This window comes from Herbihabitans rhizosphaerae (genome assembly GCF_004216555.1).
Taxonomy (GTDB): Bacteria; Actinomycetota; Actinomycetes; order Mycobacteriales; family Pseudonocardiaceae; genus Herbihabitans; species Herbihabitans rhizosphaerae.
In genome coordinates this window covers 138,582-164,965 of record NZ_SGWQ01000005.1, presented here as the reverse complement: position 1 = coordinate 164,965, position 26,384 = coordinate 138,582, and the positions used below count along the sequence as shown (strand labels likewise).

Sequence of the window (26,384 nt, the reverse complement as noted above, 5' to 3'; positions counted from 1 at the left end):
TGAGTACGCGAGTCCGGCACCACGGAGGTTCACTTGGCCGCCCAGGAAGTCCGCAATCTGATCGTCGTGGGCTCTGGCCCCGCCGGTTACACGGCCGCCGTCTACGCGGCCAGGGCGCAGCTCGACCCGCTGGTGTTCGAGGGCACCCAGTTCGGCGGCGCGCTGATGACCACCACCGACGTGGAGAACTACCCGGGCTTCAAGGAAGGCATCATGGGCCCGGACCTCATGGAGGAGATGCGGACGCAGGCCGAGCGGTTCGGCGCCGAACTCCGCGCCGAGGACGTCGAGGAGCTGGAGCTGTCCGGCGAGATCAAGTACGTCACCGCGAACGGCCAGCGCTACGCCGCCAGGGCGATCGTGCTCGCCATGGGCGCCGCCGCGCGCTACCTGCACGTCCCCGGCGAGCAGGAGCTGCTCGGCCGCGGCGTGTCCGCGTGTGCCACCTGTGACGGCTTCTTCTTCCGCGACCAGGACATCGCCGTGGTCGGCGGTGGCGACTCCGCGATGGAGGAGGCGCTGTTCCTGACCAAGTTCGGCAAGACGGTGACGATCATCCACCGGCGTGCGGAGTTCCGCGCCTCCAAGATCATGCTGGAGCGCGCCCGCGCCAACGAGAAGATCAGGTGGGCGTTGAACAAGCAGCCCACCGAGGTGCTCGGGGACCAGAAGGTGACCGGCGTGAAGCTGCGCGACACGATCACCGGCGAGATCTCCGAGCTGGCCGTGTCCGGGTTCTTCGTGGCGATCGGGCACGACCCGCGCAGCGAGCTGGTCAAGGGCCAGATCGACCTGGACTCCGACGGCTACGTGATCACCAAGGGCCGCACCACCTACACGAACCTGGACGGCGTGTTCGCCTCCGGCGACCTGGTCGACCACACCTACCGGCAGGCGATCACCGCCGCCGGATCGGGCTGCTCGGCCGCGATCGACGCGGAGCGGTGGCTCGCCGAGCACGGCGAGCCCGAAGCGGCCGTCACCTCCGAGCTGGTCGGCGGCGGGTACGCCACCACCGCCAACTGACAAACCATTCGAGTACGAGGAGCAGACATGACCAACACCGTGAAGGTGACCGACAACTCGTTCGCCGACGACGTGCTGAACAGCGACAAGCCGGTCGTCGTGGACTTCTGGGCCACCTGGTGCGGGCCGTGCAAGATGGTCGCCCCGGTGCTCGAGGAGATCGCCGGCCAGCACGGCGACAAGATCACCGTGGCCAAGCTGGACATCGATGCCAACCCGAAGACGGCGGCCAGCTACCAGATCCTGTCCGTGCCGACGATGATCGTCTTCAAGGGTGGCGAGCCGGTGAAGCAGATCGTCGGCGCCAAGCCGAAGCAGGCCATCCTGTCGGAGTTGTCCGACTTCATCGGCTGATTCGGCCGATTCAGCTAAAACGCCGCGCACGTGCAACGCTGGACGGAGAACTACCGTCCTGTGTATAGCGCGTGCGCGGTCTCACCCGCTCCGGGGTGCCTGCGTTATCAAGCGCGGGCGCCCGTGCACAATAGGGCGTCAACCACCGCACCGGCCGCGATCGGTGCTCGAGAAGGAGCAGGTGCGCATGCGGGTTCTTCGCCGCGGTGATGTCGGGCCAGCCGTCGCCGAGGTCAAGTCCACGCTCATGACGCTCGGGCTGCTGCCGTCCAACGGCGACGACAGCCCTGAGCAGGCACGCTTCGACTCGGCTGTGGAGCAGGCGGTGCGCGGGTTCCAGCAGCAGCGCGGGCTGATCACCGACGGCGTGGTCGGGCCCACCACCTACCGCGCGCTGCGCGACGCCACCTTCCAGCTCGGCGCGCGTCCGCTGGCCTACATGGTGTCCGCGCCGGTCACCGGCGACGACGTGCTCACCCTGCAGGAGCGGCTGCTCGAGCTGGGGTACGACGCCGGCCGCCCGAACGGTGTGTTCGGCGCGCAGACCGAGCACGCGCTGCGGAACTTCCAGCGCGACATGGGCATGACCGTGGACGGCATCTGCGGCGCGGAGACCGTGCGCCAGTTGCGCAGGCTTTCCCCGCGTGCGCGCGGCGGTCGTCCGGTGCTGCTGCGCGAGCAGGAGCGGATGCGTCGCGCCGGCCCCCGGTTGCGCGGCAAGCGGATCGTGATCGACCCGGGCCACGGCGGCACCGACGGCGGCGTGATGGCGGCCAACGTGCGCGAGGCCGACCTGGTGTGGGACCTGGCCCGCCGGCTCGAGGGCCGCATGGTGGCCACCGGCATGGAGGCGCTGCTGTCCCGGGGCGTCGAGGCGTGCCCGACCGAGGTGGAGCGCGCCCAGTTCGCGAACGAGGCGGGTGCTGACCTGTTCCTGTCGCTGCACTGTGACGCCAACTCCTCGATGCACGGGCAGGGCGTGGCGACCTTCCACTTCGGCACCGGCAACGGCGCCACCTCCACCGTCGGTGAGGCGCTGGCCGGGTTCATCCAGCGCGAGATCGTGGCGCGCACCGGGATGCGGGACTGCCGGGCGCACCCGAGGACGTGGGACGCGCTGCGGCTGACCCGCTGCCCGGCGGTGCGCGTGGAGACCGGGTACCTGACCAACTCCGACGACCGGGCGCGACTGTCCGACCCGGCGTTCCGGGACGTGATCGCCGAGGCCATCCTGGTCGCGGTGAAGCGGCTGTACCTGCTCGGCGAGAACGACCAGCCGACCGGCACGTTCACCTTCGCCGACGTACTGGCCCACGAGCTGGCCAAGGCCGAGTAGTATCGCCGTCGTGACTGCCGGGTCGGCCTTTGGCCATACACGAGAAAGTCACCCGGCTACGGCGTGATCGCCCGGCGGGTGCGCGGCCCGCCTTTCCTTCTCCAGCACAAGGTTCTGTGGTTCACCCATGCCTGGAGAAGGAGAAGACTTGGATTTCAATCAGCACGTGATCGATGAGTTCCGCGCCAGCAAGGGGCGCGTCGGCGGCTACTTCGACGGTGCCCGCCTGCTGTTGCTCACCACGACCGGCGCACGGTCAGGTAAGCGGCACACCACGCCGGTCGGCTATCTGCCGGACGGCGGCGAGCGGGTGATCGTCATCGGCTCGGCCGGCGGCGCGCCCACCCATCCCGCGTGGTTTCACAACCTGGTCGCCAACCCGACGGTGACCGTCGAGGACGGGATCTTCTCCTACGAGGCGAACGCCGTCGTGCTCTCCGGCGAGGAGCGCGACGCCGTGTTCGCCCGCGCCGTGGCCGACGACCAGGGCTGGGCCGACTACGAGGTCAAGTCGGGGCGCACGCTGCCGGTGGTGGCGTTGTACGAGGTGCCGGGCCCGCCGAACGTGCCGGGCGCGACCTCGATGGGCGACGGCCTGCGGCTGATCCACGACGGGTTCCGCCGCGAGCTGGAGATCATCCGCACGGAGCTGGCCTCCGGTGGCTCGCTCGGCGCGCAGCTGCGGATCAACTGCGTCACCCTGTGCGGCGGCCTGCACGGCCACCACTCCATCGAGGACGCGCACATGTTGCCCGCGATGGCCGGCCGGGCACCCGAGGTGGTGGCCCGCCTGGAGGCCGAGCACCGGGAGATCGCCGCCCTGATCGACGAGTTGAAGACGGTGCTCACCGGAGCTGATTCGGCCGCCGTGCTCGCCGAGTTCGACCGCCTCGCCAAGGAACTCGAACGCCACCTCGACTACGAGGAGGAGGCGCTCATTCCTCTACTCGACGGGTGAGTAAACGTCCCAAGCAGCCGGACCGGGTGGCCGCACTCGTCGACCAGGCCTGGTCGGCGCTCACCTGAGCTAGCCGGCGAGGCCGGACTGGTAGGCGAACACGACGAGCTGGGCACGGTCGCGCGCGCCGAGTTTGGTCATCGAGCGGCCGACGTGCGTGCGCGCGGTCGCCGGGCTGATGTAGAGCCGCACCGCGATCTCGTCGTTGGACAGCCCCTCGCCGACCAGGCCGAGGATCTCCCGCTCCCGGTCGGTCAGCGTCTCCAACTGCGGGTGCGGGCGCACCCGGCGCGCCTTCTGCGCGGCGAACTCACTGATCAACTTGCGGGTCACCGAGGGGGCGAGCAGCGCGCCGCCGTCGGCCACCTGGCGGATCGCGGACAGCAGCTCGACCGGCTTGGTGTCCTTGAGCAGGAACCCGCTCGCGCCGTGCCGGATCGCGTCGAACACGTACTCGTCCAGTTCGAACGTGGTCAGCACGATGATCCTCGTGCCGGCCAGCTCGGGATCGGCCACCACGCGGCGGGTGGCCTCCAGCCCGTCGATGCCCGGCATCCGGATGTCCATCAGCACCACGTCCGGGCGAGTGCGGCGGATCATCGCGACCGCGTCCAGCCCGTCGGCGGCCTCACCGGCGATGTCCAGCCCGTCCTCGTTCTCGATCAGCGTGCGCAGGCCGACCCGCACCAGATCCTGGTCGTCGACGATCGCCACGGTGATCATCGGGCGGCCCCGTTGACCGGCAGCATGGCGTGCACCTCGAACCGCCCGTCCTCGGTCGGCCCGGCGAAGAACGTGCCGCCGACCGACGCCACACGGTCGCGCATGCCGGGGATGCCCAGCCCGCCGTCCCGTCCGGCTCGCGCGCCGGGCGCGGGGTTGCTCACCGTGATCGTCACCGCCTCGGGTTCGTAGCCGATCCGCACGGTCGCCACCTTCGCGTCGCTGTGCCGGAGCACGTTGGTCAACGACTCCTGTACGACTCGGTAGCCTGCCATGTCCGCGGCGTCCGGCAGCGGCTCTTCGGTACCCGTCGTGTCCAACCGGATCGTGACACCCGCCTTGTCCATCCGCTGGCGCAGTTCGTCCAGCCGGCGCAGCGACGGGGTGGCGGCGCGGGCCTCACCCTCCGGCCGGCGCACCAGTGCCAGCGTGGTGCGCAGCTCGTCCAGCGCCTCGCTGCTGGTGCGGCTGATCGCGGTGAGCGCGGTCTCGGCCTGCTCGGGTTTCTTGGCCAGCAGGTGCAGCGCCACGTCGGCCTGCATCTTGATCGCCGCCAGCCCGTGTCCGACCACGTCGTGCACCTCCTGCGCGACCCGCATCCGCTCGTCGTACACACCCTTGCGCACCAGCTCGGCGCGGGCGCGCTGAGTCGCCTCCCTGGTCACCCGGACGGTGATGCCGATGGCGAACGGCACCGCCACCCAGGCGGTGATCGGCAGGATCGCGAACCCTCCTGGGATCGACGCGCCGTGCGTGAAGATGTGCGGGAACACCACGACCAGCGCGATCACCGAGCCGATCACCGCGGTCCGCAGCGGAATCCACCTGGCGGCCGTGTACACCGCGACCAGGAACGGGAAGAAGATCGGCCCGTACGGGTAGCCGATGTACAGGTACGTGGCGAGCGCGGCGGTGGTGACCGCCAGGGTGCCCAGCGGCCAGCGCCGGCGCACCGCCACCGAGGCGGCCGACGCCAGCACCAGCACGTAGGTCAACGCGTCGACCTTGGTGACGGCGGTGGAGGACTGGTCAAGGACGGTCGTGCCGACCACGCCGACGAACGCCACCAGCACGGTCAACAGCGCGTCGGGGAGCACTGAACCGGCGCGTGACCTCCACTTGACCACCATGTGCCTCACAGAATGTCCCGGCGGTGCATCAGCCAACCGCCCAGTGCACAGAATGCCACCAGGTAGCCGGCCACCACGATCGTGGCGTGTCCGGAACCGACCAGCGCGTCCACCCCGGGCGTCTCGGACGCGGCGCCCATCGCGGCGGCCAGCGCACCGGTGTTCGGCCCGGGAAGCACCTTCTGCAACTCGCCGACGAACTCCAGCGCCGGCGCGGCGATCGAGGCGAGCAGGTTCTGGATGGCCAGCATCCACACCAGCCCGAGCCCGATCGGCAGCGCGACGGACCGGAACGCGATGCCGAGCAGCGCGCCGCAGGCGCCCCACATGGTCATCACCAGCCAGCCGACGCCCATGCCGAGGACGATGTCACCGGCGGACGGCCAGTTCATCGGCGCGCCCTCCAGCGCCGCCACCGCCGCACTCCCGCCGGCCGCCGCGGCGAACAGCGTGAGCACGCCGATCAGGTTGGCGATCGCGACGACCGCGAGCTTCGAACCGTACGCGGTGAACCGGGACGGCCGCTGCGCCAGCACGGTCTTCCAGGTCTGGAACCCGTACTCGCTGCCGGCCACCAGCACGCCGAACACCAGCGCCAGCGCGCCCACGAAGATCGGCACTCCGCCCAGCGCGTTGCCCACGAACGCCTCGGGCAGCATCGACGGCAGGCCGCGCCCGCTGCCCGGCGCGCCGGACGGACCGCTGGACAGTCCGGCGTACGGGATCGCGTAGGCGAAGGTCAGGGTGAGCACGGCGGCGATCGCCAGCAGCAGCCAGTTCGCCGGCCGTCGCGTCTGCTTGATCAACTCGGCTCGAATGCTAGTCAACATGGGAGACACCTCCGGTCAGCTCGAGGAAGACCTGCTCCAGATCGGGTTCGCGCCAGCGCAGCTCGCTGACCGAGACGCCGTGGCCGACCAGCCCGGCGTTGATCCCCGAGGCATCAGCGGCGTCGACATCAAGCTCCAGCGCGTCGGCCTCGACGTGCACCGCGCCCGCGCCGAGCAGCTCGGTGAGCAGGTCGCGGGCCCGGTCGAACGGGCGGGCCAGCACCCGCAGCCGGCCCTCGCCGCGCAGGTCGGCCACCGCGGTCTCGGTGATCAGCCGGCCGTGGTCGATCACGCCGACCCGGTCGCAGATCTGCTCCACCTCGGCCAGCAGGTGGCTGGACAGCAGCACCGTGCAGCCGTCCGCGGCCAGCTTGCGGATGGTGACCCGCATGTCGGCCATGCCGGCCGGGTCCAGCCCGTTGGTCGGCTCGTCCAGGATCAGCAGCTCGGGCTTCTTCAACAGCGCGGCGGCGAGGCCCAGCCGCTGCTTCATGCCGAGCGAGTAGGTGGCGTACTTGTCGCGCGCCCGGTCGGCCAGGTCCACGGTGTCCAGCACCGCGTCCACCCTGGCCCGGTCCACGCCGGCGTGACCGGCCAGCACTCGCAGGTTGTCCAGGCCGGACAGGTACGGGTAGAACGCCGGGCCCTCGATCAGCGCCCCAACCTTGCGCAAGCCCTTGTTCGACTTGTCTTGCGCCTCGCCGAGCAGGGTGACCGTGCCGGACGTCGGCCGGATCAGCCCGAGCAGCATGCGCAGCGTGGTGGTCTTGCCGGCGCCGTTGGGGCCGAGGAAGCCGTACACCTCGCCGGCGCGGACCTCCAGGTCGACGCCGTCCACGGCGAGCGTGCCGCCGAATCGCTTGGTCAACGCTGTCGTCTTCACCGGGGTCTTCACAGGGGTGGTCATCACGCCTCCTTGGCGATCACGCGGCCACGGAAGCGGCCCCAGGGCTTGAACACGGAGAGCACGACGGCGAGCAGCAGCAGGCTCGGCGCCACGATCATCGGCCCGAGCAGGCCGATCGGCTTGTCGACGGTGGGTGTCACGCCTGCGGCCAGCTGCCGGCCGTACTCGGCGGCGTCGGCGAGGCCGGTGCGCAGTGCGGTGACGAGCAGCGTGGCCATCAGCAGGTTCACGGCCAGCTTCACGGCCACCCACTTGTAGCGGAACAGCCCGTACTTGCTGCCCAGCCCCAGCGTGGCGCCGGTGACCAGGGCGAGCATGGCGGCGATGAACATCGGCCAGACCGCGAACATCTCCAGCGCCTTGAACGCGGTGGCGGCGACATCGACGTCGCTGGTCACCAGGCCGGTGGTGGCCAGGATGACCAGCGCGACGTCGATGCCGATCCAGGCGGACACGGACACGATGTGCGACACCAGAACCACCTTGCGGGTACGTCCCGAGAGGCGGCGCGGGGTGGTGGTACTCATGATCCTCAGTCCTTCTGGGGTTGCCGTTCTTGACGGATCCAATGGTCCTGCGCGGCGCGCCTGGGGTCGTCCGGCGAGACGTTGATCCGCGAGTACGGAAATCCGCGTACCGTCAGCGCCCCGTCTGCTCCGCGGCCGGCACCATCCGGCCGCCCAGCGCCTTCGCCGCGACCACCAGGCCGGCGGCGACCAGCACGATGTCCTTGAGCACGTACTGCGCCTCCAGCGTCGGTCCGCCGGCGGGGAACAGGTCGGTGAAGAACAGCACCAGCGGCGACATGATCCCGATCAGGGAGACGCCGAGCACGGCCAGACCGGCCTTCAGGAACCGGCCGCTGATCAGCGTGATCCCGATGAAGCACTCGGAGATCGCGGTGACGATCGCGGCAGTCTGGCCGGAGACGAGTCCCAGGCTCAGAGTCTCGAGGGTCCTCGATGCCAGCCCTTCGGCCGGACTCAGTCCCGGGAAGAATTTCAGGATGCCGAATCCGAAGAACACCAGCCCGAGGTTGATCCGGAGGATGTCGACGCTGTTGCGGCTCAGCCAGGCGGCGACGCGGTTGGTGATCGCCGGGTTGATCGTGGTCATCGCTTACTCCAATGTCGTGTCGTTCCCAATCGGTTTCTTGGGACGCGACAAGGTTCGCGATTTCCGGCGGAAAGATCGTCGGGCGAGACGCTGGCTTTCGCCTACGTAGCAGCGCCGACCGGGTTCTCAGGTGCTGCCCCAGCTGACGTAGAGGGGATGCGCGGCGGCATAGTGTGCGCATGGATTTCCCCGGGCTCCAGGCTGTCGCGGACCGCTCAGCGCTGTACGCCGCCCTACGTCAAACGTTGTTGTCCGACTACCTCGAGGAAACTCTCGGCGAGCACCGCTGGGGCATGAACATGGAGCAGGGGACGTTCACGTTCTCGCAGGTCAACGGGGACAGGACGATCGCGGCGCGGGCGCACCTGGTGGCCAGCATCGCGCCCGGCCCGCGCTCGATGATGTGGGGCTGGGCGCATCCGCAGTCCGGTGCGGACAACCCGGTGCGGCGGATCCGCGAGCTGGGCGAGCAGCACCGCATCGCGGACCTGACCACCGCCGAGCTGCCGTTCACCACCGACGCCGTGGAGGACGCGCTCGGACAGGAGATCGCCGCGCTCGCGCACGTCGTGGGCGCCGCGGCGGTGGAGGCGACCCGGCTCAGCCCGTACTACTCGGCGCCGGCCAGCGGCGGCACCCGGATCGTGTTCCTGCTGGAGGGGCTGGACGTGCCGCGGCCGACGATCACGCACATCATGACCAGGACGGTGCCGCTACTGCAGGCCGGCGAGATCCGCGATCACCGGTCGGCGGTGTTCGGCCTCGCCCAGCACACCGACTGGGGCATCGCCTGGAACCAGGACCGGAGCCAGGTCCAGCTGACCGATCCGGCGTCCGGCACCGCGACGATCGGGTTCGATCAGTACGGCCGGATCACCGGTATCTCGGGTGACCTCAAGCCCGCTGGCCAACGCTAGCCGGGTCGACGGTACTCACCGAGACCGTTCCCAGCAGCTGCTCCAGCGCCGCCTCGACGTCTTCCTTCCAGGTCAGCGCGGATCGCAGCTCCAGCCGCATCCGTGGCCACCTCGGGTGCGGCCGCACGGTCTTGAACCCGACGCTGAGCAGGAAGTCGGCCGGCACCACACAGGTGCGATCCTGCTCGGGGATGTCGAGCGCCTGCGCGTCGCCGAACGCCTCGATGGCCTTCACGCCGCGCCGGGTGAGGTCCTTGGCGACGGCCTGCACGAGCATCCGGCCGAGCCCGCCGCCGCGGAACTCGGGCAGCACGTGGAACCCGGTGAGCAGCACGGCGTCCGCGCTGACCGGCGAGGTGGGGAACGCCGAGGAGCGCGGCACCGCGTTCGGCGGCGCGTAGAGCACGTGGCCGACCGGCAGCTTGTCGCTGTACGCGATACGCCCGCAGGAGCCCCACTCCAGCAGCACGCTGGACACCCAGGCCTCTTTCTCCAGCTCGGTGGACCCGAACTCCTCGGCCTGCTCTTTCAGATGCGGCGCCAACTCCCAGAACACGCATCCCCTGCAGTGCTTGGGCAGGTCTTCCAGGTTGTCGAGCGTGATCCCGACGACACGTCGCGACACCTGACCTCCCACCACGTCGGTTACGCGAACCCCTCGCCAGGATACGGGGGTGTGATACGTGCCGGAAGCGTCGGGACGCCCCGGACGCCCGGTTACACTCGATTGATTCCCGACGCCGTGGAGCCCGCATGACGCACGAACCGGCCCGCAGAGGATCGCACAGCCTCGACCCGCACCTGCACCGCTACGCGGCCCGCGCGACCGGCATGACGGCGTCGGAGGTGCGCGCGCTGTTCGCGGTGGCCAGCCGGCCCGAGGTGGTGTCGCTGGCCGGCGGCATGCCGAACCTGGCCGCGCTGCCGCTGGATTCGCTGTCCGCCGAGGTGGGCGAGCTGATCGCGGCCGAGGGGCTGACCGCGCTGCAGTACGGCTCGGCGCACGGGGTGCCGGCGCTGCGCGAGCACATCTGCGACGTGATGGCACTGGAGGGGATCACCGGCCACCCGGACGACATGGTGGTCACGGTCGGCTCGCAGATGGCGCTGGACCTGGTGACGCGGATCTTCTGTGATCCGGGTGACGTGGTGCTGGCCGAGGGGCCGTCCTACGTCGGCGCGCTGGGCACGTTCGCGTCGTACCAGGCCGACGTCGTGCACGTGGCGATGGACGATCAGGGCCTGCAGCCGGAGGCGCTGCGCGAGGCACTGGCCGCGACGCAGCGGGCCGGCCGGCGGGTGAAGTTCCTGTACACGGTGCCGACGTTCCAGAACCCGGCCGGCGTGACGCTCGCCGTGTCGCGGCGCGCGGAGGTCCTGGACATCTGCGCGGCGGCCGGCGTGCTCGTGGTGGAGGACAACCCGTACGGGCTGCTCGGGTTCGACGGGCAGACGTATCCGGCGCTGCGCTCGATGGACCACGAGAACGTGATCTATCTCGGCTCGTTCTCCAAGACGTTCGCCTCGGGGCTGCGGGTCGGCTGGGCGCTGGCGCCGCACGCGGTGCGGGAGAAGCTGGTGCTGGCCGCGGAGTCGGCCGCGCTGTGCGCCCCCACGCTGAACCAGTTGATCGTGTCGCGGTACCTGGAGACGCACGACTGGAAGGGTCAGATCAAGTCGTTCCAGCAGACCTACCGGGAGCGGCGGGACGCGATGCTGTCCGCACTGGAGCAGCACATGCCGGCCGGCTGCACCTGGACGCGGCCGGACGGCGGGTTCTTCGTGTGGCTGACCGTGCCGGAAGGTGTTGACACCAAGGCGATGCAGCCGCGTGCGGTGACCCAGCGGGTGGCCTACGTTCCAGGTACCGGGTTCTACGCGGACGGGTTCGGCAGCCGGCAGATGCGACTGTCGTTCTGCTACCCGACGCCGGAGCGGATCACCGAGGGCGTGCGGCGACTGGCCGGCGTGCTGGCCGACGAGATCGACCTGCTCGCCACGTTCGGCCCGACGGCGAGCCGGCTGATGTCCGGTCCGCAGACGCCGTCGCCGGACACCGAATAGCATATCTTTAGCCACGCTAACGGGTTCAGCGGGCTGGACCACTTAGCCGGCCTAACGGGTTCAGCGGGCTGGACCTGGATTACTGAGGAGTTGTCGCGTTGTCGGATCAATGGGTTGCCGTGCTGTCCGGCGGGCTGTCGCACGAGCGTGACGTGTCACTGCGATCCGGGCGGCGGCTGTCCACCGCGCTGCGCTCGGTCGGGCTGACCGTGGAGGAGTGGGACGCCGACTCGTCGCTGTTGACCCGGCTGCGCGAGCACCGGCCGGACGCGGTCGTCGTGGCGCTGCACGGCGGCGAGGGCGAGAACGGCTCGATCCAGACGATCTTCGAGATGCTCCGAATCCCGTTCGTCGGCGCGGACTCGCATGCCTGCCGGCGCGCGTGGGACAAGCCGACCGCCAAGGCGGAGCTGGCCCGCGCCGGACTCGCCACGCCGGACTGGGTGGTGCTGCCGCACAGCACGTTCCGCGAACTGGGCGCGGCGCCGGTGCTGGACGCGATGGTCGACCGGCTCGGGCTGCCGCTGATGCTCAAGCCGGACCAGGGCGGCTCGGCGCTCGGCGCACATGTGGTGCACGACGCGTCGGAGTTGCCGGCGGCGATGGTCGGCTGCCTGGCCTACTCGGAGACCGTGCTCGCCGAGCGGTTCGTGGCGGGCACCGAGGTCGCGGTGACGGTGATCGACACCGACGGCGGGCCGACCGCGCTGCCCGCGGTGGAGATCGTGCCGGAGCGCGGGGTGTACGACTACACCGCGCGGTACACCGCCGGGCTGACCGACTTCCACACGCCGGCCCGGTTGGACGAGCGGGCCACCGCGGCGGTGGCGGATCTGGCGGTCGCCGCGCACAAGCTGCTCGGGCTCCGGGACGTGTCGCGGACCGACGCCGTGGTGACGCCGGACGGCACGGCTCACTTCCTCGAGGTGAACCTGTCGCCCGGCCTCACCGAGACGTCACTGCTGCCGATGGCGATCGAGGCGTCCGGGCAGTCTCTCGGCGAGATCTACGCCGCGCTGATCGACCGCGCCGTCGCTCGCCAAGCTGGCGACCCCCAGTAGCCAATTCGTCGACGCGGTGTCATCGTCACCGTGACGAAACGCCCTGGTATGACGCCTAATCGGATTTCGATGTCCGATTAGTCCCATTTGGATGCATCATGTCGACGATCCGTTCAAGATCGTCAACTGACCCGAATTCGACCACGATCCGGCCCTTCCGCTGACCGAGTTCGACCTTCACGCGGGTGTCGAACTGGTCCGACAACCGCTCGGCGAGGTCCTGCAGACCCGGCGCCTGCATCGGCTTGCGGGGAGCGGGCTTCGCCTTGGCCGGCTTCTCGTTCTTGATCAGCGTGACGGCTTCCTCGGTCTGCCGGACCGACAGCCCCTCCGCCACGATCCGGCCGGCCAGGTCCTCCTGCGAACCGGCGTCGTCCAACCCGAGCAGTGCGCGAGCGTGACCGGCGGACAGCACGCCGGCGGCGACCCGCCGTTGCACGGGGAGCGGGAGCTTCAGCAGCCGGATCGTGTTGGTGATGGCCGGACGGCTGCGGCCGATGCGACTGGCCAACTCCTCGTGCGTCACCTCGAACTCTTCGAGCAGCTGCTGATACGCGGCCGCCTCTTCGAGCGGGTTCAGCTGGACCCGGTGGATGTTCTCCAGGAGCGCGTCGCGCAGCATCGCGTCGTCCGCGGTCTGCCGCACGATCGCCGGAATGGTCGCCAGCTCGGCCCGCTGGGCGGCCCGCCACCGGCGCTCGCCCATGACGAGCTCGTAGCTGTCGCCGAGATCGCGCACGACGATCGGCTGCATCAACCCGAACGCGCGAATCGAGTGCTCCAGCTCGGCGAGCGCGTCCTCGTCGAAGACCTGCCGCGGCTGCTTCGGGTTGGGCTTGATCGCGGCGATCGGCACCTCGCGGTACACCGCACCCGCGATCTCGTTCGTGTCGTCCTGCTCGACCTGCTTACCGGCGCGCGCGGCCGGGGCCGTCCGACCGGTGCGCGGCACCGGTCGCCTGACGGGCGGACTCCCCTCGGACGACTCCGGCCCCTGTGGAATGAGTGCGGCGAGCCCGCGCCCGAGACCACCCTTGCGATCGGTCACTGGTCCGCCCTCGCGCCGACTTCGGCGATCTCCCGCGCGGCGTCCAGGTAGCTCATGGATCCACGTGAGCCCGGGTCGTAGGTGAGCACGGTCTGCCCGTAACCCGGCGCCTCGGACACCTTCACGCTGCGCGGGATGACGGTCCTGAGGACCGTCTCACCGAAGTGCTTGCGCACCTCGGAGGTCACCTGGTCGGCGAGCTTGGTGCGCCCGTCGTACATCGTGAGCAGAATCGTGGAGACGTACAGGCTCGGGTTCAGGTGACCCTGCACCAGCTCGATGTTGCGCAGCAGCTGGCTGAGCCCCTCCAGCGCGTAGTACTCGCACTGGATCGGGATGAGCACCTCGTCGCCGGCCACCATCGCGTTGACGGTCAGCAGACCGAGCGAGGGCGGGCAGTCGATGAAGACGTAGTCGGGGTCGATCTCGTCCAGCGCCTCGGTGGTGAGCGCCTCCTTGAGACGCGCCTCGCGAGCCACCATCGACACCAGCTCGATCTCCGCACCGGCGAGGTCGATCGTCGCCGGCACGCAGTAGAGGTTGTCGGACTGGTCGCTCACCGACGCCGCGTCGACGAGCGACACCTCGCCGATGAGCACCTCGTACACCGAGGGAGTGCCGGACCGGTGCTCGACGCCGAGCGCGGTGCTGGCGTTGCCCTGCGGGTCGAGGTCGATCACGAGCACCTTGAGCCCGTGCATGGCGAGTGCGGCGGCGAGGTTGACCGCGCTGGTCGTCTTGCCGACGCCGCCCTTCTGGTTCGCCACCGTCAGCACGCGGCGGCGTGCGGGCCGGGGAAACATGTTGTCCGGGTGGAGCAGCTTGGTCGCTCGCTCTGCTTCATCCGCGATCGGCGTCCACCCGATCTCGGGATTACCTGAGTACGTCACCGGTCGAAGCACCTCCCCGGCGCCGACTGCGCCGTCTTGTGTCGTGGGGCCGGGTGGCGTTTCACGTGGAACATCCGTTGCTCCGATCTGCGCCTGATTGTGCGTCACAGATCCTCCCTTGTCCGCCGCTTCCGGTTGCGACCGACTCCCGACTTCGTCCGCTCAATCACTACCACGGTCGTCGGCGTGTCCAGAAACGTTTGTCCACAGGCGGTCACCTGAGGCGGTGAACCACCAAGTTTGCTGATTTCCTCGCGGTCCCTGGCGACCTCGTCGGCCGCACTCGCACCCTTCAGCGCCACCAGCGAACCGCCGGAGCGGACCAGCGGCAGGCACCATCCACACAGACGAGCCAGGGGAGCGACCGCGCGCGCGGTAACCACATCACACGTACCCAGGCTCGCGCGAATCGAGCGCTCCTCCGCCCGGCCGCGCACCACGGACACCGCGAGCCCGAGCGTCTCCACGACCTCTTCGAGCCACGCGACCCGGCGCGCCATCGGCTCCAGGAGGACCACCTCCAGATCCGGCCGGGCGATCGCCAGGGGAACACCGGGGAGTCCCGCGCCCGAGCCGACGTCGACCACTCGCGCGTCCTTCGGGATCGCCTCGCCGATCACGGCCGAGTTCAACAGGTGCCGCTCCCAGAGCCGGTCCACCTCACGCGGCCCGATCAACCCGCGCTCCACGCCGTGCCGCTCCAGCAGTTCGGCGTACGCCCGCGCGGCCGGCGCGCCGGTACCGAAGACCGCGTCGATCGCCGCGTCCAGTTCCACGTGAAACACCGACCCCTCTCCAGACACAAGAACGCGGCCCGCCGAAACTCGACGGGCCGCGTCTTCGCGCGTTGTCAGACTACTCCGGGAAGACCACCACGAAGCGCTTCGGCTCTTCGCCTTCGCTCTCGCTGTAGACACCCTTCACGGCGGCGACCGCGTCGTGCACGATCTTCCGCTCGAACGGGGTCATCGGCTGCATCCGCGCCTTCTCACCGGAGGAGGCCACCTTCTGCGCGGTCGCCGTACCGAGGTCGCTCAGCTCCTGCCGGCGGTCCGCCCGCCAGCCGGCGATGTCGAGCATGAGCCGGCTCCGCTGTCCGGTCTCCTGCTGCACCGCGAGCCGGGTCAGCTCCTGCAGCGCCTCCAGCGCGTTGCCGCGCGGGCCGACGAGCTTCTCCAGATCCTCGCCGCCGTCGATGCTCACCACCGCACGACCGGCCTCCACGTCGAGGTCGATGTCGCCGTCGTAGTCGAGCAGATCAAGCAGCCGCTCGAGGTAGTCACCCGCCACGTCGCCCTCGCGCACGAGCAACGACTCGTGCTCCGACTCATCGTCCTCGGTGGCGTCGGCGTCGGTGTTCGCCGTCGTCTCGTCGACCTGTGACTCCTGCGCCTCGCTGTCCTGGGGCGCCTGCAAGGTGTCCGACACGGTCACTCCTTTCCTCAGCCACCGCGTCAGCGGCGCTTACGACTCTGCTTCTTGCCGCGCCGGTTGACGATGCCCGGGACTTCTCCCGGCTTCGCGTCCGCCGAGTCGGGGGCGGACGCTCCGTTAGGCGAGGCTTTCGGTTTGGGGGTACTCGAGGGCTTCGCGGAACCGGTCGACTTGCCGGCGCTCGCGGACTTCGAGTCGGTGGGCTTCGCCGTGTCGTCCGACTTCGTCGAGTCGGTCTTCGGCTTCTGCCCGGGCTTCGGCGTGTTCGTCTGGCCGGCCGGCCGCTTCTTCGGGTTCGGCTTCTGGCCCGGCTTCGGAGCGAGCGCGGTCTTCTTCTCGACCGCCTGCGCCTTCTGCTCCTTCTCCTCGGCGTCGATCTTGCGGTAGACGAAGTGCTGCTGCATCAGCGTCCACGAGTTGTTCGCCAGCCAGTAGACGAGCAGACCGATCGGGAAGGGGAAGAACGCCGCACCCACGACCACGCCGACGGGGAACACCCACAGCGTGATCTTGTTCATGAAGTTGGTCTGCGAGGTGGCCGACGCCGGGTTCTGCCGGGACACCGAGTGCCGCGCGGTCAGGTGGGTCAGCACACCGGCGATCACCGCCGCGATCATGCCGACCGCGATGACCGCGGTCTGGTTGCCGCCGAGGTGCCGGATCTGGTCGACCGGCTGGCTGACGAAGTTCGACAGGTTGGCGCCGAAGATGCTGGCGTCCATGTAGGACTGGTTGCCGGCCTTGTCGAAGAAGTAGTTCTCGTTCTTGCCCGGCCCGAACGAGCGGAGCACGTGGAACAGACCGATGAACACCGGGATCTGCAGCAGCATCGGCAGGCAGCCGCCCAACGGGTTGAACCCGTGCTGCGACTGGAGCTTCTGCATCTCCTGGGCTTGCTTCTGCCGGTCGTTCGCGTACTTCTTCTGGATCTTCTTCAGCTCAGGCGCGAACTCCTGCATCTTCCGCATCGAGCGGACCTGCTTGACGAACGGCTTGAACATGATCGCGCGCAGGGTGAAGACCAGGAACATGATCGACAACACCCAGGTGACACCGTTTGACGGGCCAAAGATGTGGCCGAACACCCAGTGCCAACACCACAAGATGAAGGACACCGGGTAGTAGATGAAGTTGAGCACTGAGCTACTCCTCGGCAGGGGTCTGTTGAGCCGGGGCTTCGGTCTTGGTGGTGCCCGGTCGCTTGCGGGGCGGCACCGGGTCCAGGCCTCCAGGGTGCCAGGGCCCGCACTTGGCCAGCCGGCGCAGGGTGAGCCACGAGCCCTTGATCGCGCCGTGCGTGGTCAGCGACTCCACGGCGTAGGCACTGCAGCTGGGGTAGAAGCGGCACACCGGTGGCAGCAGCGGGCCGATGAACTTGCGGTACGCGTGCACCGGAAGAAGCAGCACCCAGGCGATCGGGCCGGGACGGCGTCGCACCTCGTCCTCGTCGGAGGAGGCCTGCTCGCGCTCCCGCGTCCCCGTCTCGCCGCTCACTCCACACCACCGTCGGTACCGGTCAGTCCCAACCGCCGCAGCGCCGCGTCGATGTCCTTGCCGAGTTGCCGGCTGGACGCCGTCGCGGACGGGGGCAGCGCACGGACGACCAACGCGGCGCCGGCCGGCAGAGTTCCGAGGCGATCACGCATGAGGTGCCGCAACCGGCGGCTCACCCGGTGGCGCACGACGGCGTTGCCGACCGCCTTGCTGACCACGAAACCGACTCGCGGCGAGGTGGTCTGAACCAATTCTCGCTGGTCATCCGTGTCACCGAGGCGCGCGTGCACCACCAGAAGCGAGCGCCCGGCACGCCGGGGCGACCTGGTCACCGACCGAAAGTCCTCGCTACTGGTGAGTCGGGCCGGCGCGGGCAGCACGGTGACCCGGCCGCGATCAGGCCGACAGGCTCGCGCGGCCCTTACGGCGACGAGCGGCGAGGATCGCGCGACCGGCACGCGTCCGCATGCGCAGCCGGAAGCCGTGGGTCTTCGCGCGACGGCGGTTGTTGGGCTGGAACGTACGCTTGCTCACGGTCGGACTCCCGGGTACTGATCACACAACAGGTCTCGTGTGTCTCCGGCGTTCCCGGGGACGCTGCTCACCAGTGCCGACGACAGGCACGCGAACACGCCCGCCGCGGGCGGGAGACCTTCTGAGGGTACGCACCCTCTCCGCCATGATGAAACTCGGGTACCGGTTGTCCACCCCACGGAACCGTTCGGCGACACGCCGTCCACTTCGGGATGCTTGCCATAGGGTACGTCTTGTGGCAGTGGCCGGCCCTTGTTAGCGTGCTGGCTCTTGGTTGGCCGGACGGGGAGTGGGAGCCCCTGACGCGCCCAACAGAATGACTGACGCAAGATGAACGGCAGACCGCCATGCGGCCCGTCGTGCCTTCGTGCACAGTTGTGGACAAACCTGTGGATGCCCGGGACCGGACTCCACGCGTCCCGCTTTACTGGGGCGATCGCAAACCGATGAGGGGAGGGGAGCCCTGAGGTGTCCGATCACCAGGTGAACCTCGGTGTGGTGTGGGAACAGGTTGTGCGCGAGCTGTCGGCCGCGACACTGTCCCCGCAGCAGCGAGCGTGGATGCGGGTGACCCGGCCTATCGGCCTGCTCGACGGCACCGCGTTGCTCGCGGCGCCGAGCGAGTTCGCGAAAGAGGCCATCGAGCGCGCGCTCCGGGACGAGATCACGGCCGCGCTGTCTCGCCGGCTCGGGCGCACGGTCTCGCTGGCGGTGAAGGTGGACGCGGTGACCGCGCCCCCGCCGGCGAGCCACGCGGTGCCCGGCACGGACGGCGCGATCGATCAGTCCATTGTGGACAAGATCGAGGCGCAGGCGTCGGCGAACGGGACCGAGCCGGTCGACGGCGTCGAGACCGCGGAGTCCTCGGACGCCGAGGAGGAGGACGAGGAGGGCGACGCGCTCGCCACCGTCCACGAGATCTGGCCGACGTTCAACGGCAAGCAGCCGCCGCCGGCCGGCCAGCCGTTCACCGCACCGGCCCAGCCGCAGACGTCCAAGACCCGGCTCAACGAGAAGTACACCTTCGACACGTTCGTGATCGGCGCGTCCAACCGGTTCGCGCACGCCGCCGCGGTGGCCGTGGCCGAGGCGCCGGCCCGCGCGTACAACCCGCTGTTCATCTGGGGGGAGTCCGGGCTCGGCAAGACCCACCTGCTGCACGCGGTCGGGCACTACGCCCAGCGGCTGTTCCCCGGCATGCGGGTGCGCTACGTGTCGACCGAGGAGTTCACCAACGACTTCATCAACTCGCTGCGCGACGACCGCAAGGTCGCCTTCCAACGCAGATATCGCGACATCGACGTGCTGCTGGTCGACGACATCCAGTTCCTGGAGGGCAAGGAAGGTACTCAGGAGGAGTTCTTCCACACCTTCAACACGCTGCACAACGCGAACAAGCAGATCGTGGTCTCCAGCGACCGGCCGCCCAAGCGGCTGGAGACGCTGGAGGACCGGCTGCGCACCCGGTTCGAGTGGGGCCTGATCACCGACATCCAGCCGCCCGAGCTGGAGACGCGGATCGCGATTCTGCGCAAGAAGGCCGCGCAGGACCGGCTGGCCGCGCCGGCCGAGGTGCTGGAGTTCATCGCGGCCCGGATCGAGCACAACATCCGCGAGCTCGAGGGCGCGCTGATCAGGGTGACCGCGTTCGCGTCGCTGAACCAGCAGCCGGTGGACGTGGGGCTGGCCGAGATCGTGCTGCGCGATCTCATCCCGGACTCGCAGGTGCCGGAGATCAGCGCGCAGACGATCATGCAGGTGACCGCCGAGTTCTTCGGTGTCACCGTCGACGACCTGTGCGGGCCGGGCAAGACCAAGGCGCTCGCCCAGGCGCGGCAGATCGCCATGTACCTGTGCCGCGAGCTGACCGACCTGTCGCTGCCGCGCATCGGCCAGACCTTCGGCGGCCGCGACCACACCACGGTGATGTACGCGGACAAGAAGATCCGCAAGGAGATGGCCGAGCGACGGCGGATCTACGACCAGGTCCAGGAGTTGACCTCGCGGATCAAGCAGCGCGCCAGGGGGTAACGACAGCCACACCCCGGATGCCGTGTTGTTTGCCAGCCTGACGCCATACCAAACAGTATGGAATGTAGGCGGGTATGGCGACACGACAGAACTGGTTGGACGCGGGGCTGGTCATCCTCGCCGAGCACGGCGCGCCGGCGCTCACCATCGAGCGGCTGACCGACAAGCTCGGCCTGACCAAGGGCTCCTTCTATCACCACTTCAAGGGCATGCCCGGATTCCGGACCGCGCTGCTCGCGCACTTCGAGGCCGAGCACACCGCCCGGTTCATCGACGCGGTCGAGCGGGACGGGCCGGACGACCCGCTGGCCAAGCTGGAACGGCTGCGCGATCTGGTGCTGCTGCAGGCGCAGATCCCCGGCAACGGCCAGGATCTCGAGATCGCCATGCGCGCGTGGGCGCTGCAGGACACCGAGGTGCGCGCCGCCCAGGAGCGCGTCGATCGCACCAGGGTCGACTACCTGTCCGGGCTGTGGCTGCGGATCAGCGGCGACCGGGACGAGGCGGCCCGGATGGGCACGCTGCTCTACCTGGTGCTGATCGGCGCCGGCCACATGCTCCCGCCGCTGACCGCCGAGCAGCTGCACGGCGTCTACGACCTCGCCATCCGGCTCGCGCCGGCGTCGAGGAGGAACCCGTGAACGGTCTGAACCGGTGGACCCCGTGCGTGATCGTCGGGCTGGGCGTGGTGCACGTGATCTACGCCTTCACCGTGCAACGGCCCAACGAAGGCGTCTACCTCATGGCGATCGGCGCGCTGCTCACGATCACCCAGCCGAAGATCGACTCAGGCGGCTGGGTGACCTTCGTCCTGGTGTGGTCGCGCTCGCCGCCGCCCGGAGTGGTGACACCCGGGAGACGGCGGAGCGCCGCGACTTTATTGCCCCGGTGGAGAACTCTCCCCAGCCGCAATAAAGATCAGCATCGGGCGAGTTCGTCGAGTATCCGGAGTATCTCCCGCCATCCGGCGACGTGCGGCACGTGCGTCGTGGCGACCGTATGCACGTCGAACCGGTTGTGCGGGGTGAGCGCGTCCGCGTGCTCGATCATCAGGTCCTGCAACGCCAGCGGGATCGAGCGGTCCAGGGTGTGCCGGATGTAGGTGCGCGGCACCCGCCCCCAGGTCTCCGCGTGCCCGCGCGCGTCGGCGAACGGCACCTCGATCGACTCGTCCGGCACGAGCGAGGCGAGGGCGTGGTGGAACTCCGCGTCGGTGGCCTCGGCCATCAGCGCCGCTTTCAGCCTGGTCAGGAACCCGGGGTCGGCCGAGCGCCAGTTCGTCCGGCTGGCGCCGAGCACGGCCGGGTCGCCGATCCCGCCACCGACGCCCGGCAGCAGGCTGGTGCTCCCTTGTGGCGTCGTCAGGTAGTCGATCACGGCCCGCAGCTTCGTGCAGCAGAACGCGGAGGAGTACACGAGGCGGTCGATCAGGTGTGGCACCTCGTTCGCGGTGCGGGTGATCGTCGCGCCGCCCATGCTGCCGCCGATCAGGATCACCGGCCCGTGCTCGGCCACCGTGCGCACCGTGTCGACGGTCGCCGCGACGTAGTCGTCCAGCGTGACGCCGGCCATCGGCGACGGCTCGGTCGCCAGCTTCTCCAGGTCCTGCGGCGCCTGATACGACAGCCGGAACTGGCCGTCGGTCGCCGCGTGGCCGGGAAGCTCCACCCCGACCGAGCGGTGGCCGAGCATCGCCAGCTCGTTCGACCCGCTCCCGGCACTGCCGCTCGCGCCGGAGACGAACACGAACGTCGTCACGCCTCGCCGCTTCGGTGTCGCCGCAACACTTCCCGCCCCGGCGGCGGCCGCCGCGCCCGCCGCCCCCAGTGCTGTGGCCGTTCGCAGGACGGCCCGCCGGCTTCGCTCGCTCATCACGTCTCCTTGATCGACAGTGCTGCGTCGATCGTGCCCAGGAGCGGGGCCCGGCGAATCGACCCGTCGTAGCCGGTCGGCATCCACCGTGTGGTTGATGCGCGCGGACTTTATTGCCCAGGTGGAGAACTCTCCCCAGGGGCAATAAAGATCAGCCTCGGGCGGGCCCGTGGACTACGCGATGCGACCAGCGCGACGGGCTCGTTGGGCCGTTCCGGGGTGAACCACATCACCCACTTCGGGGACATCGACCCTCGGCAACCCTGTGCGGTCCCTGGGTACAACTCGACCCACAGCTGGGGATCGAACTGTGGATAACTCGGCCTCCCTGTGGAGCGATCGGAGCACCGCCGAATCCATCCACCGGTCGCCCGAGCTGTCCACCGATCGTTCAGGCGTCGTTTCCACATCGAGCCACGCCATCCGACCTGGGCCGACGGCAGGTGTCCACAGAACCCACAGGACTTATTACTACTGCTGTTCATTCTCTCTTCTAGAAGAAGAAAAAAGAAAAAACAGGGGATGTGGATGGTGGGGACAGCGTGCCCGGCCGCCGGCCGCGAGCAGGAGGCCGCTGGTGACGGAACCTCGGACAGGCTCTACGGTTGGCGGTCTACGAACCCGGACTCTGCCCCGGACTTCTCACCGGAGTCTGAAAGGAATCCCATGAAGATCCGCGTCGAGCGCGACGGTCTTGCCGACGCCGTCGCCTGGGTGGCACGCAGCCTGCCGGCCCGTCCGGCTCAGCCGGTACTCGGCGGTGTGCTGCTCGATGCCGGCAGTGGCGACAGCGACGGTGACACCTCCGAGGCGCTGACCGTCTCCGGTTTCGACTACGAGGTCTCCGCGACCGTCGACGTCCCGGCCACGATCGCCGACGGCGGCCGCACCCTCGTGTCCGGACGGCTGCTCGCCGACATCACCAAGGCGCTGCCCGCCCAGCCGGTCGAGATCTCGGTGGACGGCGCCCGCGCCACGATCACCTGCGGCAGCGCCCGGTTCTCCCTGCCGACGATGCCGGTCGAGGACTACCCGCAGCTGCCGTCCATGCCGCAGCACGCCGGCGAGGTTCCCGGTGAGGTGTTCGGCGAGGCGGTCGCCCAGGTCGCGATCGCGGCCGGCCGGGACGACACGCTCCCGATGCTGACCGGCGTGCGGATGGAGATCAACGGCGACAAGCTGACCCTGGTCGCCACCGACCGGTTCCGCCTCGCCATGCGCGAGTTCCAGTGGAAGCCGTCCGGCAACGTCGACGACGCCGCGGTCCTGGTGCCGGCGCGCACGCTGGCCGACGCCGCCAAGTCGCTCGGCACCTCCGGCGCGACCGTCGAGGTGGCACTGGCCGCGACCGACGGGCTGCTCGGACTTTCCGGCGCCGGCCGCCGTGCGACCAGCCGGCTGCTGGACGCGGAGTTCCCGAAGTACCGCCAGTTGCTGCCATCGGACTCCACGGCGAACGCGATCATCGACGTCGCTCCGCTGTCCGAGGCGATCAAGCGCGTGTCGCTGGTCGCCGACCGCGGCACGCAGGTCCGGCTGGAGTTCTCCGAAGGCGGGCTGCGACTGTCCGCCGGCGGCGACGACGAGGGCACCGCCGAGGAGCAGATCCCGGTGGAGTTCACCGGCGAGCCGGTGACCATCGCGTTCAACCCCGGCTACCTGGCCGACGGGCTCGCCGCGCTGCACACCGATCGCGCGGAGCTGACGTTCACCACGCCGAACCGCCCGGCGCTGATCAAGCCGGTGGGCGAGGATGGCACCGTCCACAGTGGATACCTGTACCTGCTGATGCCGGTGCGCCTGCCCGGCTGATCCGCGCTCGACCGCTCGACTGGGAGGACTCGATCATGCAGCTCGGTCTCGTGGGCCTGGGCAAGATGGGCTTCAACATGCGCGAGCGGTTGCGCCGTGCGGGCCACGAGGTGGTCGGCTACGACCGCAACCCCGAGGTCACCGACGTCGCCACGCTCGCCGATCTGGCGTCCACCTTGGACGGTCCGCGAGTCGTGTGGATCATGGTGCCGGCCGGTGACGCGACCAGGCAGACGGTCGCCGAACTCGCCGGCATCCTGAGCGACGGCGACCTCGTGATCGACGGCGGCAACTCCCGGTTCACCGACGACGCGGAGAACGCGAAGTTGTTGGCGGCCAAGGGAATCGGCTACCTCGACTGCGGTGTGTCCGGTGGCGTGTGGGGCCTGGACAACGGGTACGGCCTGATGGTCGGCGGCGACGCGAAAGACGTCGAGCAGGCGATGCCGATCTTCGACGCGCTGCGCCCGGAGGGCCCCCGCGACGAGGGCTTCGCGCACGCCGGCGGGGTCGGCGCGGGCCACTACGCGAAGATGGTCCACAACGGCATCGAGTACGGGATGATGCAGGCCTACGCCGAGGGCTACGAGCTGCTCGACAAGGTCGAGCTGGTGGACAACGTGCCCGGCGTGCTCAAGGCGTGGACCCGCGGCACGGTGGTCCGGTCCTGGCTGCTCGACCTGTTGGTGAAGGCGCTCGAGGACGACCCGGCGCTGACCGACATCAAGGGCTACGTCGAGGACTCCGGCGAGGGCCGGTGGACCGTCGAGGAGGCGATCAACAACCGGGTGCCCGCTCCGGTGATCTCCGCCGCGCTGTACGCCCGGTTCGTGTCCCGCCAGGACGACTCGCCCGCCATGAAGGCGGTCGCCGCGCTGCGCAACCAGTTCGGCGGGCACTCCGTGACCAAGACCCAGTCCTAGACCGTCCACAGTAGACAGTCGTGTACGTCCGCCACCTCCAGGTCTCCGACTTCCGGTCGTGGGAGCACGCGGACCTGGAGCTGACCCCCGGTGCGACTGTCCTCATTGGACAGAACGGTCAGGGCAAGACCAATCTTGTCGAGGCGATCGGTTACGTGGCAACGCTTTCCTCGCACCGGGTGGCCACCGACGCGCCACTGGTGCGCATCGGCGCCGAGCGCGCGATCGTGCGCACGGCGGTGGTGCACGAGGGCCGCGAGCTGACCGTCGAGCTGGAGATCACGCCGGGCAAGGCCAATCGCGCGCGGGTGAACCGGGGCGCCGTGGCACGGCCGCGCGACGTGCTCGGCATCCTGCGCACGGTGTTGTTCGCGCCGGAGGATCTGGCGCTGGTGCGCGGCGATCCCGGCGAGCGGCGGCGGTTCCTCGACGACCTGCTGGTGCTGCGCGCGCCCCGGTTCGCCGGTGTCCGCTCGGACTACGAGCGGGTGCTCCGGCAGCGCAACGCCCTGTTGAAGACGGCGGGCGCGGCGCGGCGCGCGGGCAGCAAGGGGGACATCGGGACGCTGGAGGTGTGGAACGGCCACCTCGCCAAGCACGGCGCGCAGTTGCTCGCCGCCCGGCTGGACCTGGTGACCGCGCTGGCCCCGCTGGTGCGCGCGGCGTACGCGGGTGTCGCGCCCGAGTCGCGCCCGGTCGACATCGCCTACCGGTCCAGTGTGGACGGTCTGCCGGCGGACCGACCGTCCGATGTGGACAGTGTGGAGGCGGCGTTGCTGGCGTCGCTGACCGAGGTGCGCGACGCGGAGCTGGAGCGCGGAGTGAGCCTGGTCGGGCCGCACCGCGACGAGCTGGAGCTGACCCTCGGCGAGTCGCCGGCCAAGGGCTACGCCAGTCACGGTGAGTGCTGGTCGTTCGCGCTCTCGCTGCGGCTGGGATCCTACGAGCTGTTACGGGCGGACGGCGGTGAGCCGGTGCTGGTGCTCGACGACGTGTTCGCCGAGTTGGACCGGCGCCGAAGAAGCCGGCTCGCCGAGGTGGCCGCGGCGGCGGAGCAGGTACTCGTGACAGCGGCCGTGGCGGAGGACGTTCCGGAGGAGCTGACCGCCACCCGTTACACGGTGTCAGATGGGGAGGTTTCCCGTGCCGAATGATCGCCGTGACCCTCGCGAGGGTGGCCGGAAAGCCGTCACTCGGAGTGGTGTGACCGGTAACACAACTGGGGACAACCCTGTGGATACTGTGGATAACAGTGTCACCGGAACGGGGGAAGGTCACTCAAAGTCGGACATTCCGGACACTAAGGTCACTCAAGCGAGTGATGACACGAGTTCTCGAACAGGCGACATCACGCAAGGTGACCAGTCGGACCTCCGAGGATCCGACCTCGCCCGTGCCGCCTTGGCCGCCGCGAAGGAGTCCGCGCGCAGCAAGCCGAGCGCGTCCGGACGCGGGCCGCGCCGTGCGGCCGGTGGTGGATCCCGCCGGCGCCGCCGCTGGTCCGGCGCCCAGGCCGACGAGCGCGACCCGCAGCCGCTCGGCCGGCTCGCCGCGCGCATCGCGGTCGACCGCGGCTGGAACGGCCGCCTCGCCGGCGGACAGGTGTTCGGCCGCTGGTCCGCATTGGTCGGAGCGGACGTCGCCAAGCACGCCACGCCGATCTCGCTGCGCGACGGCGAGCTGACCGTGCGGGCCGAGTCCACCGCGTGGGCCACCCAGCTGCGCATCCTGCAGCGCCAGCTCATCGTGAAAATCGCCAAGGGCGTCGGCGACGGCGTCGTCAAGAAGATCAAGGTGCAGGGACCGTCCGCGCCGAGCTGGCGGCACGGCCCCCGGCACGTGCGCGGCCGGGGCCCGCGCGACACCTACGGCTGACCGGCCGAAACCGGGGCTTTACCAGGTCAGGTGGCCATGCACCGGTAGA

General features: G+C 69.6%; 29 protein-coding genes. 13 read left to right on the top strand and 16 right to left on the bottom strand.

Going from position 1 to position 26,384, the window contains the following annotated elements; genetic code table 11:
* Positions 1 to 33 precede the first annotated feature (33 nt).
* The 4 genes from trxB (at position 34) to EV193_RS16815 (ending at position 3,674) form a co-directional block, all read left to right on the top strand.
* Positions 34 to 1,026 (top strand): thioredoxin-disulfide reductase, encoded by a 993-nt coding sequence (gene trxB / locus EV193_RS16830; RefSeq protein ID WP_130345091.1) that lies wholly within the window; start codon positions 34 to 36, stop codon positions 1,024 to 1,026.
* A gap of 27 nt (positions 1,027 to 1,053) precedes the next feature.
* Complete coding sequence (gene trxA, locus EV193_RS16825) at positions 1,054 to 1,380, top strand: thioredoxin (RefSeq protein ID WP_130345090.1); 327 nt, start codon at positions 1,054 to 1,056, stop codon at positions 1,378 to 1,380.
* Positions 1,381 to 1,567: 187 nt separating this feature from the next.
* Positions 1,568 to 2,716 (top strand): N-acetylmuramoyl-L-alanine amidase, encoded by a 1,149-nt coding sequence (locus EV193_RS16820; protein ID WP_130345089.1) that lies wholly within the window; start codon positions 1,568 to 1,570, stop codon positions 2,714 to 2,716.
* 148 nt (positions 2,717 to 2,864) lie between these two features.
* Positions 2,865 to 3,674 (top strand): nitroreductase/quinone reductase family protein, encoded by an 810-nt coding sequence (locus tag EV193_RS16815; RefSeq protein ID WP_242613443.1) that lies wholly within the window; start codon positions 2,865 to 2,867, stop codon positions 3,672 to 3,674.
* A 69-nt stretch (positions 3,675 to 3,743) separates the two neighbouring features.
* Here the strand turns inward: EV193_RS16815 and EV193_RS16810 are convergent, their stop codons facing one another.
* From EV193_RS16810 to EV193_RS16785, 6 genes are all read right to left on the bottom strand, one after another.
* A complete protein-coding gene (locus EV193_RS16810) occupies positions 3,744 to 4,397 on the bottom strand; it encodes a response regulator (RefSeq protein ID WP_130345087.1) in 654 nt (217 codons plus the stop codon).
* The gene (locus EV193_RS16805) at positions 4,394 to 5,527 is read right to left on the bottom strand and encodes a sensor histidine kinase (RefSeq protein ID WP_130345086.1); all 1,134 of its coding nucleotides are present in this window, start codon (positions 5,525 to 5,527) and stop codon (positions 4,394 to 4,396) included. The genes EV193_RS16810 and EV193_RS16805 overlap by 4 nt, the downstream gene beginning before the upstream one ends.
* Before the next feature lie 5 nt (positions 5,528 to 5,532).
* Entirely contained in the window at positions 5,533 to 6,357 is an 825-nt protein-coding gene (locus EV193_RS16800) for an ABC transporter permease (protein WP_130345085.1), read from the bottom strand.
* Positions 6,347 to 7,264, bottom strand: coding sequence for an ABC transporter ATP-binding protein (locus tag EV193_RS16795; RefSeq protein WP_130345084.1), 918 nt, complete (start codon positions 7,262 to 7,264; stop codon positions 6,347 to 6,349). The genes EV193_RS16800 and EV193_RS16795 overlap by 11 nt, the downstream gene beginning before the upstream one ends.
* The gene (locus tag EV193_RS16790; protein ID WP_130345083.1) at positions 7,264 to 7,791 is read right to left on the bottom strand and encodes a hypothetical protein; all 528 of its coding nucleotides are present in this window, start codon (positions 7,789 to 7,791) and stop codon (positions 7,264 to 7,266) included. The genes EV193_RS16795 and EV193_RS16790 overlap by 1 nt, the downstream gene beginning before the upstream one ends.
* A 112-nt stretch (positions 7,792 to 7,903) precedes the next feature.
* Positions 7,904 to 8,380 carry a DoxX family membrane protein gene (locus tag EV193_RS16785; protein WP_130345082.1) on the bottom strand — a complete coding sequence of 159 codons (477 nt, stop codon included), beginning with the start codon at positions 8,378 to 8,380 and terminating at the stop codon, positions 7,904 to 7,906.
* Positions 8,381 to 8,559: 179 nt separating this feature from the next.
* On the opposite strand from EV193_RS16785, the gene EV193_RS16780 reads away from it, so the two are divergent.
* Positions 8,560 to 9,297, top strand: coding sequence for a DUF6882 domain-containing protein (locus tag EV193_RS16780; RefSeq protein WP_130345081.1), 738 nt, complete (start codon positions 8,560 to 8,562; stop codon positions 9,295 to 9,297).
* Here the strand turns inward: EV193_RS16780 and EV193_RS16775 are convergent.
* Positions 9,275 to 9,922, bottom strand: coding sequence for a GNAT family N-acetyltransferase (locus tag EV193_RS16775; protein ID WP_130345080.1), 648 nt, complete (start codon positions 9,920 to 9,922; stop codon positions 9,275 to 9,277). The genes EV193_RS16780 and EV193_RS16775 overlap by 23 nt on opposite strands.
* Before the next feature lie 128 nt (positions 9,923 to 10,050).
* Here EV193_RS16775 and EV193_RS16770 point away from each other — a divergent pair, with 128 nt between their 5' ends.
* Positions 10,051 to 11,361, top strand: a complete 1,311-nt coding sequence (locus EV193_RS16770) for an aminotransferase-like domain-containing protein (RefSeq protein WP_130345079.1) — start codon at positions 10,051 to 10,053, stop codon at positions 11,359 to 11,361.
* Positions 11,362 to 11,459: 98 nt separating this feature from the next.
* Positions 11,460 to 12,422, top strand: coding sequence for a D-alanine--D-alanine ligase family protein (locus EV193_RS16765; RefSeq protein ID WP_130345078.1), 963 nt, complete (start codon positions 11,460 to 11,462; stop codon positions 12,420 to 12,422).
* 55 nt (positions 12,423 to 12,477) lie between these two features.
* On the opposite strand, the gene EV193_RS16760 is transcribed toward EV193_RS16765, so the two are convergent.
* The 8 genes from EV193_RS16760 to rpmH all read right to left on the bottom strand — a co-directional run bounded on the left by EV193_RS16760 (position 12,478) and on the right by rpmH (position 17,822).
* Positions 12,478 to 13,470 carry a ParB/RepB/Spo0J family partition protein gene (locus EV193_RS16760; protein ID WP_130345077.1) on the bottom strand — a complete coding sequence of 331 codons (993 nt, stop codon included), beginning with the start codon at positions 13,468 to 13,470 and terminating at the stop codon, positions 12,478 to 12,480.
* A complete protein-coding gene (locus EV193_RS16755; protein WP_130345076.1) occupies positions 13,467 to 14,360 on the bottom strand; it encodes a ParA family protein in 894 nt (297 codons plus the stop codon). Before EV193_RS16755 ends, EV193_RS16760 begins: the two co-directional genes overlap by 4 nt.
* 104 nt (positions 14,361 to 14,464) lie before the next feature.
* Positions 14,465 to 15,136 (bottom strand): 16S rRNA (guanine(527)-N(7))-methyltransferase RsmG, encoded by a 672-nt coding sequence (gene rsmG, locus EV193_RS16750; RefSeq protein ID WP_423202173.1) that lies wholly within the window; start codon positions 15,134 to 15,136, stop codon positions 14,465 to 14,467.
* Positions 15,137 to 15,215: 79 nt separating this feature from the next.
* Positions 15,216 to 15,788, bottom strand: a complete 573-nt coding sequence (locus EV193_RS16745; RefSeq protein WP_165401379.1) for a Jag family protein — start codon at positions 15,786 to 15,788, stop codon at positions 15,216 to 15,218.
* Between the two features lie 26 nt (positions 15,789 to 15,814).
* Positions 15,815 to 16,933 (bottom strand): membrane protein insertase YidC, encoded by a 1,119-nt coding sequence (gene yidC, locus EV193_RS16740; protein WP_130345075.1) that lies wholly within the window; start codon positions 16,931 to 16,933, stop codon positions 15,815 to 15,817.
* A 4-nt stretch (positions 16,934 to 16,937) separates the two neighbouring features.
* Positions 16,938 to 17,231 (bottom strand): membrane protein insertion efficiency factor YidD, encoded by a 294-nt coding sequence (gene yidD / locus EV193_RS16735; protein ID WP_130345354.1) that lies wholly within the window; start codon positions 17,229 to 17,231, stop codon positions 16,938 to 16,940.
* Positions 17,232 to 17,284: 53 nt separating this feature from the next.
* The gene (gene rnpA / locus EV193_RS16730; RefSeq protein ID WP_130345074.1) at positions 17,285 to 17,668 is read right to left on the bottom strand and encodes a ribonuclease P protein component; all 384 of its coding nucleotides are present in this window, start codon (positions 17,666 to 17,668) and stop codon (positions 17,285 to 17,287) included.
* 16 nt (positions 17,669 to 17,684) lie between these two features.
* On the bottom strand, positions 17,685 to 17,822 hold the full coding sequence (gene rpmH, locus EV193_RS16725; protein WP_130345073.1) for a 50S ribosomal protein L34: 138 nt from the start codon (positions 17,820 to 17,822) through the stop codon (positions 17,685 to 17,687).
* Positions 17,823 to 18,290: 468 nt separating this feature from the next.
* On the opposite strand from rpmH, the gene dnaA reads away from it, so the two are divergent.
* Both dnaA and EV193_RS16715 read left to right on the top strand, forming a co-directional pair.
* The gene (gene dnaA, locus EV193_RS16720) at positions 18,291 to 19,853 is read left to right on the top strand and encodes a chromosomal replication initiator protein DnaA (protein WP_130345072.1); all 1,563 of its coding nucleotides are present in this window, start codon (positions 18,291 to 18,293) and stop codon (positions 19,851 to 19,853) included.
* A 74-nt stretch (positions 19,854 to 19,927) separates the two neighbouring features.
* The gene (locus EV193_RS16715; RefSeq protein ID WP_130345071.1) at positions 19,928 to 20,494 is read left to right on the top strand and encodes a TetR/AcrR family transcriptional regulator; all 567 of its coding nucleotides are present in this window, start codon (positions 19,928 to 19,930) and stop codon (positions 20,492 to 20,494) included.
* 277 nt (positions 20,495 to 20,771) lie between these two features.
* Here EV193_RS16715 and EV193_RS16710 read toward each other — a convergent pair whose 3' ends face one another.
* Positions 20,772 to 21,725: an alpha/beta fold hydrolase gene (locus tag EV193_RS16710; RefSeq protein ID WP_130345070.1), complete on the bottom strand. Its 954-nt coding sequence runs from the start codon at positions 21,723 to 21,725 to the stop codon at positions 20,772 to 20,774.
* 666 nt (positions 21,726 to 22,391) lie between these two features.
* Between EV193_RS16710 and dnaN the strand changes: the two genes are divergently transcribed.
* The 4 genes from dnaN to EV193_RS16690 all read left to right on the top strand — a co-directional run bounded on the left by dnaN (position 22,392) and on the right by EV193_RS16690 (position 26,335).
* Positions 22,392 to 23,537 carry a DNA polymerase III subunit beta gene (gene dnaN / locus EV193_RS16705; RefSeq protein ID WP_130345069.1) on the top strand — a complete coding sequence of 382 codons (1,146 nt, stop codon included), beginning with the start codon at positions 22,392 to 22,394 and terminating at the stop codon, positions 23,535 to 23,537.
* A 35-nt stretch (positions 23,538 to 23,572) separates the two neighbouring features.
* On the top strand, positions 23,573 to 24,460 hold the full coding sequence (gene gnd, locus EV193_RS16700) for a phosphogluconate dehydrogenase (NAD(+)-dependent, decarboxylating) (RefSeq protein ID WP_207222675.1): 888 nt from the start codon (positions 23,573 to 23,575) through the stop codon (positions 24,458 to 24,460).
* 20 nt (positions 24,461 to 24,480) lie between these two features.
* Entirely contained in the window at positions 24,481 to 25,614 is a 1,134-nt protein-coding gene (gene recF / locus EV193_RS16695; RefSeq protein WP_130345068.1) for a DNA replication/repair protein RecF, read from the top strand.
* Between the two features lie 193 nt (positions 25,615 to 25,807).
* Entirely contained in the window at positions 25,808 to 26,335 is a 528-nt protein-coding gene (locus tag EV193_RS16690; protein ID WP_130345352.1) for a DciA family protein, read from the top strand.
* The last annotated feature ends 49 nt before the right edge of the window (positions 26,336 to 26,384 follow it).